Origin of the sequence: Mycobacterium sp., assembly GCF_025933915.1 — a bacterium.
Lineage (GTDB): Bacteria > Actinomycetota > Actinomycetes > Mycobacteriales > Mycobacteriaceae > Mycobacterium.
The window spans coordinates 1-6,244 of sequence record NZ_JAICZA010000211.1; the positions used below are offsets into that span (position 1 = coordinate 1).

General features: G+C 68.8%; 3 protein-coding genes. 2 read left to right on the top strand and 1 reads right to left on the bottom strand.

What is annotated here, in order from left to right; all coding sequences use genetic code 11:
• On the bottom strand, positions 1 to 3,171 hold a 3,171-nt coding region (locus Q0W90_RS22240; protein WP_297776663.1), incomplete at its 3' end, for a BTAD domain-containing putative transcriptional regulator.
• Positions 3,172 to 3,295: 124 nt separating this feature from the next.
• Between Q0W90_RS22240 and Q0W90_RS22245 the strand changes: the two genes are divergently transcribed.
• Together Q0W90_RS22245 and Q0W90_RS22250 are read left to right on the top strand one after the other, a co-directional pair.
• Complete coding sequence (locus tag Q0W90_RS22245; RefSeq protein ID WP_297700923.1) at positions 3,296 to 5,866, top strand: SpoIIE family protein phosphatase; 2,571 nt, start codon at positions 3,296 to 3,298, stop codon at positions 5,864 to 5,866.
• Positions 5,866 to 6,183, top strand: coding sequence for an STAS domain-containing protein (locus Q0W90_RS22250; RefSeq protein ID WP_297776662.1), 318 nt, complete (start codon positions 5,866 to 5,868; stop codon positions 6,181 to 6,183). Before Q0W90_RS22245 ends, Q0W90_RS22250 begins: the two co-directional genes overlap by 1 nt.
• Positions 6,184 to 6,244: the final 61 nt, after the last annotated feature.

Sequence of the window (6,244 nt, forward strand, 5' to 3'; positions counted from 1 at the left end):
CACGGCCTGGCATCGCGTCGAGGTGGCCTCGACGGCGGGGGAGTCGGTGGTGATCCGCAGCAGCCGCACCACGTCAAGGCACCGTCCGCCCGCGCGCGGAACGGGGTTAGGGCCCCACAACGCCGCCAGCGGAGCGCCCGCCAACACCGCGTTCACCCGGCGGTGTTCGCGCGCACGCCGCGCCGCGGTCAGCGCGTCGTCGAGGGCAACCTCGCAGTCGGCGATTCGTCCGAGGCGAGCGAGGCATCCCGCTCGGACGGTGTGCGCCTTGGCTTCTCCGGCGGCGTCGTCGAGTTCGGCGAGTTTGGCGGCAGCCGCGCTCAATGCGGCTTCGACTTCGTCCAATCGCTCGGGGTGGATCAGCATCGAGAGTTGCCCGTCGAAGCAGGTTGCCCACGCGGCTAGCCGAGCCGAATCGACTGTCGCCTCCTGCAATTGGGAGACGGCACCCGCCGCCGAGGCCACGTCGCCCGCGGCCAACAAAGCCTCGCAGCGTGCGATCAGCAGCTCGGCGGTCTGGTCGTCGCGGTCGGGCAGCTCGTCGTCAAGCTCCTCCAGCGCGTGCAGGGCGTGGCGGTACAGGTCGGCGGCGCCTTCGTAGGCGAGTCGCGCCATCGCTTGGTCTGCGGCGCGCCGGCAGTAGAAGACCGCCTTGGCCGCGTTTCCCGCCCAGGCGCATTCGAAGTAGTGATGTGCCAGCTCGGCCAGCAGCTCGTCGTCGGCGCCGGGGAGCGTCTCCAGGGTCGTGGCGATGCGCTGGTGCAAGCGCATGCGCCGCACGGACGCCAGCTCGGCCAGCAATGACTGTCGGACGAGGGCGTGGTTGAACCGGTAGAAACCGCCGGGTTCTTCGATGATGATGCCGGCTTGGCGCGCTTCGTCGAATGCGTCGATGAGGTCGCTGCCGACCACCTGTTCGACCAGCTCCAGAGCAAAGCGGCTGCCGACGACGGCGGCGGCGGCAAGGGCTTTGTTGGTCTCGGTCGGCAGCCGAGAAAGCCTGCGGCTCACGGCTTCCCGCACGCCCTGAGGCAGGGTGCTCTGGTCCCACACACCTCCACTCTCATCGACATGGCGCAGGGACTCGATGAGGAAGAATGGGTTGCCGCCCGTGACCGAGGCCAGCGCGTGCGCGAGTTCCTCGTCGTCGTAGCCCGCCTCGGCGACGTAAGTGGTGACGTCGTCCTCATCGAGGCCGCTGAGGCTGAACCGATTGGCCGTGCCGTCGCGGTGAAGATCGGCGAGCATCGCCGCCAGGGGATGGGAGCGATCGAGATCGGTGCTGCGGTAGGTACCAACGATCTGCACGCGGGCGTGCTCGCCGAAGCGCAGCAGATGTCGCAAGAGGAGCAGCGTCGGCTTGGTCGCCCAATGTAAGTCATCGAGGACAAGAAGGACCGGCGCGCTCCTCGACGCGGTTCCCAGCAGCGCAACGACGGCGTCGAACAGCGCGTAGCGCTCCGTGTCGGGGTCCGAGTGGGCGGGGCGGGCGAGGTCGGGCACGACATCGGCCAACCCGGGCACGATCGACAGCAACGCCTCGACGCCCCGCAGCCCTCTTAGCCGGTCGGTCCCCATGCAGGGCACGAGCGAACGCAACGCTTCCGCGAACGGCTGGTAGGGCGCGCCGAGATCCTCGTCGCAACGGCCGTACAGCACGATCGCTCCAAGCTCATCTGCCCGCTGCGACCATTCGCCGGCCAGGCGTGTCTTGCCGACACCGGGTTCGCCGGCGATCAGCACCGTGCTGACGCCGCCGGCCAGGGCACTCTGCCATGCCGACAGCAGCCCTTCGAGTTCGCGGCCACGTCCGACGAACGGCCCCGGGCCGATCAACACCGCCGGAAGTCCGGGGCGCTCCATCGGCGTTTCGGTCGCCGGCGATTCGGGATGCTGCTCGGCGGTTTCCATCCGCAACTCGAAAACGTGCTCGGGCCGCGCGAGATTCCGCAGCTGGCGCACCCCCAGGTCGGCGAGCACCACGTCGTCGGCCAGCGCATCAATGACGAGCTCGGCGGTCGCACCCGAGCACAGGATTTGGCCACCCTCGGCCAACGACCGCAGGCGCGCAACCCGGTTGACCGCCCGACCGAAGTAGTCGCCGTCGCGAAGCTCGACTTCACCGGTATGGAGCGCGATCCGGACACGGATGGGATCCCGCAACGCCCAGGGCTCGTGAGTAATCGCGTCCTGCACTTCAATTGCGGCGGAGGCGGCCGCGGACGGCCGCTCGAAGACCGAGAACGTCGCATCGCCCTCGCCGCGTGTTTTGATGAGCCGACCTCCACGCGACGTGACGACCTGTTCGACCAGTTCGTCGTGGCGTGCGAGTGCAAGCGCCATGGCATCGGCGTCTGCCTCCCATGCGGCGGTCGACCCCTCGATGTCGGTGAGCAAAAATGTCACCGCGCGCGTAACTGACGCAACGTGTTGTGCCACAGCGATATCCAGCGATGCGTCCTGTGCGACGATGGCGGCTTCGAGTCGGCGAAGTTCCGGCCCCGGATCGACCCCCAGCTCGTCGGCAAGCAGCGACCGTGCGCGTTGATACGCGCCAAGGGCTTCACCTTGCCGGCCGGCACGGTAGAGGGCGAGCATCAGCTGGCCCCAACGCCTTTCGCGCAGCGGAGCGTCAGCCACCGCGGCCTCGAGATCGCCGACGACTTCCGCGGCGCGACCGGTCGCCAGCAGTGCGTCCGCTCGATCCTCCACCAGTGCGGCGTGGCCCTCGATCCATCGCGTCTTTTCGGATGTTCCGCGTCGACCATCGGGAAGATCGGGGATTCCGCGCCACAGAGCGAGGGCCTCCTCGAAGCGGGCCACGGCCTGGCTGGTGTCACCCGCGGCGGCGGCATCGCGTCCCAGTCGGGCAACGCGTTTGTAACGCGAGGCATCAACCTCGCTGTCGGCGAGAGCCCAGCCCGCGCCCTGCGTCAAAACAAAGCCGTCGCCCAGCGCGCGCCGCAGCGAGGAGATGTGGGTCTGCAGCGCCTTGGCGGCGGTGCGCGGCGGATCCTCGCCCCAGAGCAGCTCGACGAGCGCGTCGGCCGACACAACGGAACCATCGTGCAGGCCGAGCATCGTGAGGACGGCGCGTGGTTTGGCGCCCGGGATAGCGACGGGCGCCCCGTCCTGCCGGACCTGAAGAGGTCCTAAAACCCCCAGTTCCACCGATAAAAGGGTACTCACCTCGGTTATCGTCGGCGGGCCAATTCAATACCTGGTCAAGATCGAGTAAAGCCGCCGCTTAGTCCGGGCATCGGTCACTCGACTGATCCGATTACCGTGGGTACCTATGGACAGCGACCGGAGCGACCCCGCCTTCACCTGGCAGGGCCGGCGCGAACTGGTGAGCCAGATGCACGACCAGCTCGATGAGCTGGAGGCAGCGCGCGACCAGATGGAACAACTGGTGCGGGTCATCGTCGAGATCGGCTCCGATCTGGACCTGGACGTGACGGTGCACCGAGTCGTCAAAGCGGCGATGGAACTGACCGGCGCTCGCTACGCCGCCCTGGGTATCCGTGCATCCGACGGCGGCCTCATTTCCTTCGTGCATGCGGGAATCGACGCCGACACAGCGCGGCGGCTCGACGACCTTGCGGTCGGCGAGGGTCTGCGCGTCGACGATCTCAGTGCCCATCCGCAGACCGCCGGGCTGTCCGCACTCGACCCGCCCATGCGTGCCTTCCTCGGAATACCGATCACCGTGCGGGCGGCCAACTTCGGCAACCTTTACCTGGCCGACGATCGGCCCGGCCGAGTCTTCACCGACTCCCAGGAGGGCGCCGTCCGAGCGATGGCCACGGCGGCCGCCGCCGCCATCGACAACGCGCGACTCTTCGAGCGGGAGCGTGAATCGGCCAAATGGACGAACGCCAGCCGCGAGATCACGACCGCGCTGCTGTCCGGCGACCCACAGACGGGGCCATTGCAGCTCATCGTGAACCGGGCGCTGGAGTTGGCCGGCGCCGAGCAGGCGATCTTGCTGGTCCCCCGGGAGCTCGAATCGCCCGCCGACGAGGTCGACACGCTGGTGGTCGCCGCGACGGCGGGCCGGTATTCCTCGGAGGTGATTGGCCGGCAGGTCCCGATGGACGGCTCGACCACAGGCGGTGTCGCGCGCCGCGGTCTACCGCTGATCACCGATTCCTTCCAGTACCCGATCGAGGGGTTCACCGATGTCGGTGAACGCCCGGCGATCGTCATCCCGCTGATTGCCGACGGCGCGGTGCTGGGTGTCATCGCCGTCGCGCGCGACCCGCACCAGCCCCCGTTCGGCAGCGATTATCTCGAGCTCGTCAGCGACTTCGCCGGGCACGCCGCAATCGCATTGGCCCTGGCGGCGGGCCGCGAACACGCACTCAACCAGGAACTGGCCCAAGCCGACACCGTCGAGGAGGCGGTACGCGCCGCCGCGGAAGAATTGCACAGGCTATGGCGGGCGCGCCGTGTTCTGGCCGTCACCTTCCCGACGTACAGCTCGTCTACGGAGACGGCCTTCGGCGCGCCACAGGTGGTATCGGTCGGCGAGCCCACGCAGTGGGCCGACCTGCCGCCTCATACCCAACGGGCGCTCAGCTCATTGCGCGACGGCGACTTCCTCACGCCCACCACGCCGGAGCCGGGGACGGCGGGCATCGCGCTGCAGCACCCCGAGGGTGTGCTCGTCGTCTGGATCGACCTGACCGAGCAACGCCCGTTCACCCTGGAGGACCAGACCTTGCTCTCCGTGCTGGCCGGCCGCCTCGGTCAGGGGCTGCAGCGGGTGCACCAAGTCGATCAGCAGCGCGAAACCGCCCTCGCGCTACAGCATGCGATCCTCGGCCCGGCCGATCTGCCCAACGGGTTCGCGGCGCGTTATCAGGCCGCCACCCGGCCGCTCCAGGTGGGCGGCGACTGGTACGACATAGTCGACCTCGAGGACGGACGCATCGCGTTGGTCGTCGGCGACTGTGTCGGCCATGGCCTCGCTGCCGCCGCCGTGATGGGTCAGGTGCGCAGTGCTTGTCGTGCGCTGCTGTTCGAAAACCCAAGCCCCGCTGCAGCTCTCGCAGGGCTGGATCGCTTCGCCGCACGGCTGCCCGGCGCGCAATGCACCACCGCGGTCTGCGCGGTGCTCACCGCCGACACCGGGGAACTGGTCTACTCCAGCGCCGGGCACCCGCCGCCCCTCCTGGTGCACGGCGACGGCACCACCCAGATCCTCGACGACGGCCACACCATCGCACTGGGGATACGGGGCGACTGGGCGCGCCCGGAAGCCCGGGTGACCATACCGGCGCGCGCGACCTTGCTGCTCTACACCGACGGTCTGGTCGAGCGTCGCCGCAGCCCGCTGGATCAGGGCATCTCCCGCCTCGCCGGCGTCGCGCAGGATGCCCGAGCGTTGGGACTGGACGATTTGGCGAACCAGGTCATGTCCCAAGTCGCCCCGCGCGGTGGGTACCAGGACGACGTCGTTCTCCTCCTCTACCGCCATCCGGCCCCGTTGGAGCTGAACTTTCCCGCCGACGTCAGCCAGCTCGCACCCACCCGCAACGCCTTGCGTAACTGGTTGACCCGCGTGCGGATGGGCCCCGACCAGGCCCTGAACGTGCTGGTCGCCGCGGGGGAAGCCGTCGCCAACGCCATCGAGCACGGCCACCGCCACCGGCCGGAGGGCCTCATCCGCCTGGGTGCGATCGCGGTGGGCGACGAGGTGCAGTTGACGATCACGGACACCGGCTCGTGGAAGGCTCCGCAGCCGTCATCCCATCTGCGTCGCGGCCGGGGCATCCCGCTCATGCGAAGCCTCATGCACGATGTCGACATCCGGCCCGCCACTGACGGAACCACGGTCCACCTATCCGCGAGGATCACCTGATGACCACCCCGCTCAGGCTCGACACCGCGCGGGGCAGCGACGGGAAACTCATGCTGGTCGCAGTGGGGGAAATCGACCTCAGCAACGTCGACGCCTTCACCCTGGCCCTGTCCAGCGCCGCCATCGGCGGCGACGGGGCACTGCTTGTCGACCTGAGCGCTGTGGAGTACCTGGACAGCGCCGCCATCAGCGCGCTGGCCACCCACGCCGACCGCATCGAGTTGGTCGCGCACCCGATCCTGATGCCCGTCCTCAAGCTCAGCGGTTTGACCGAGCTGACCGCCATCGTGCCCGCGCCACCGGCCGCGGAACAATGACGCGCCTGATCGGTGTCGAATCTCCTTGCGGCGAAACATAAGAGCTGCTCTCGCTGGCCGA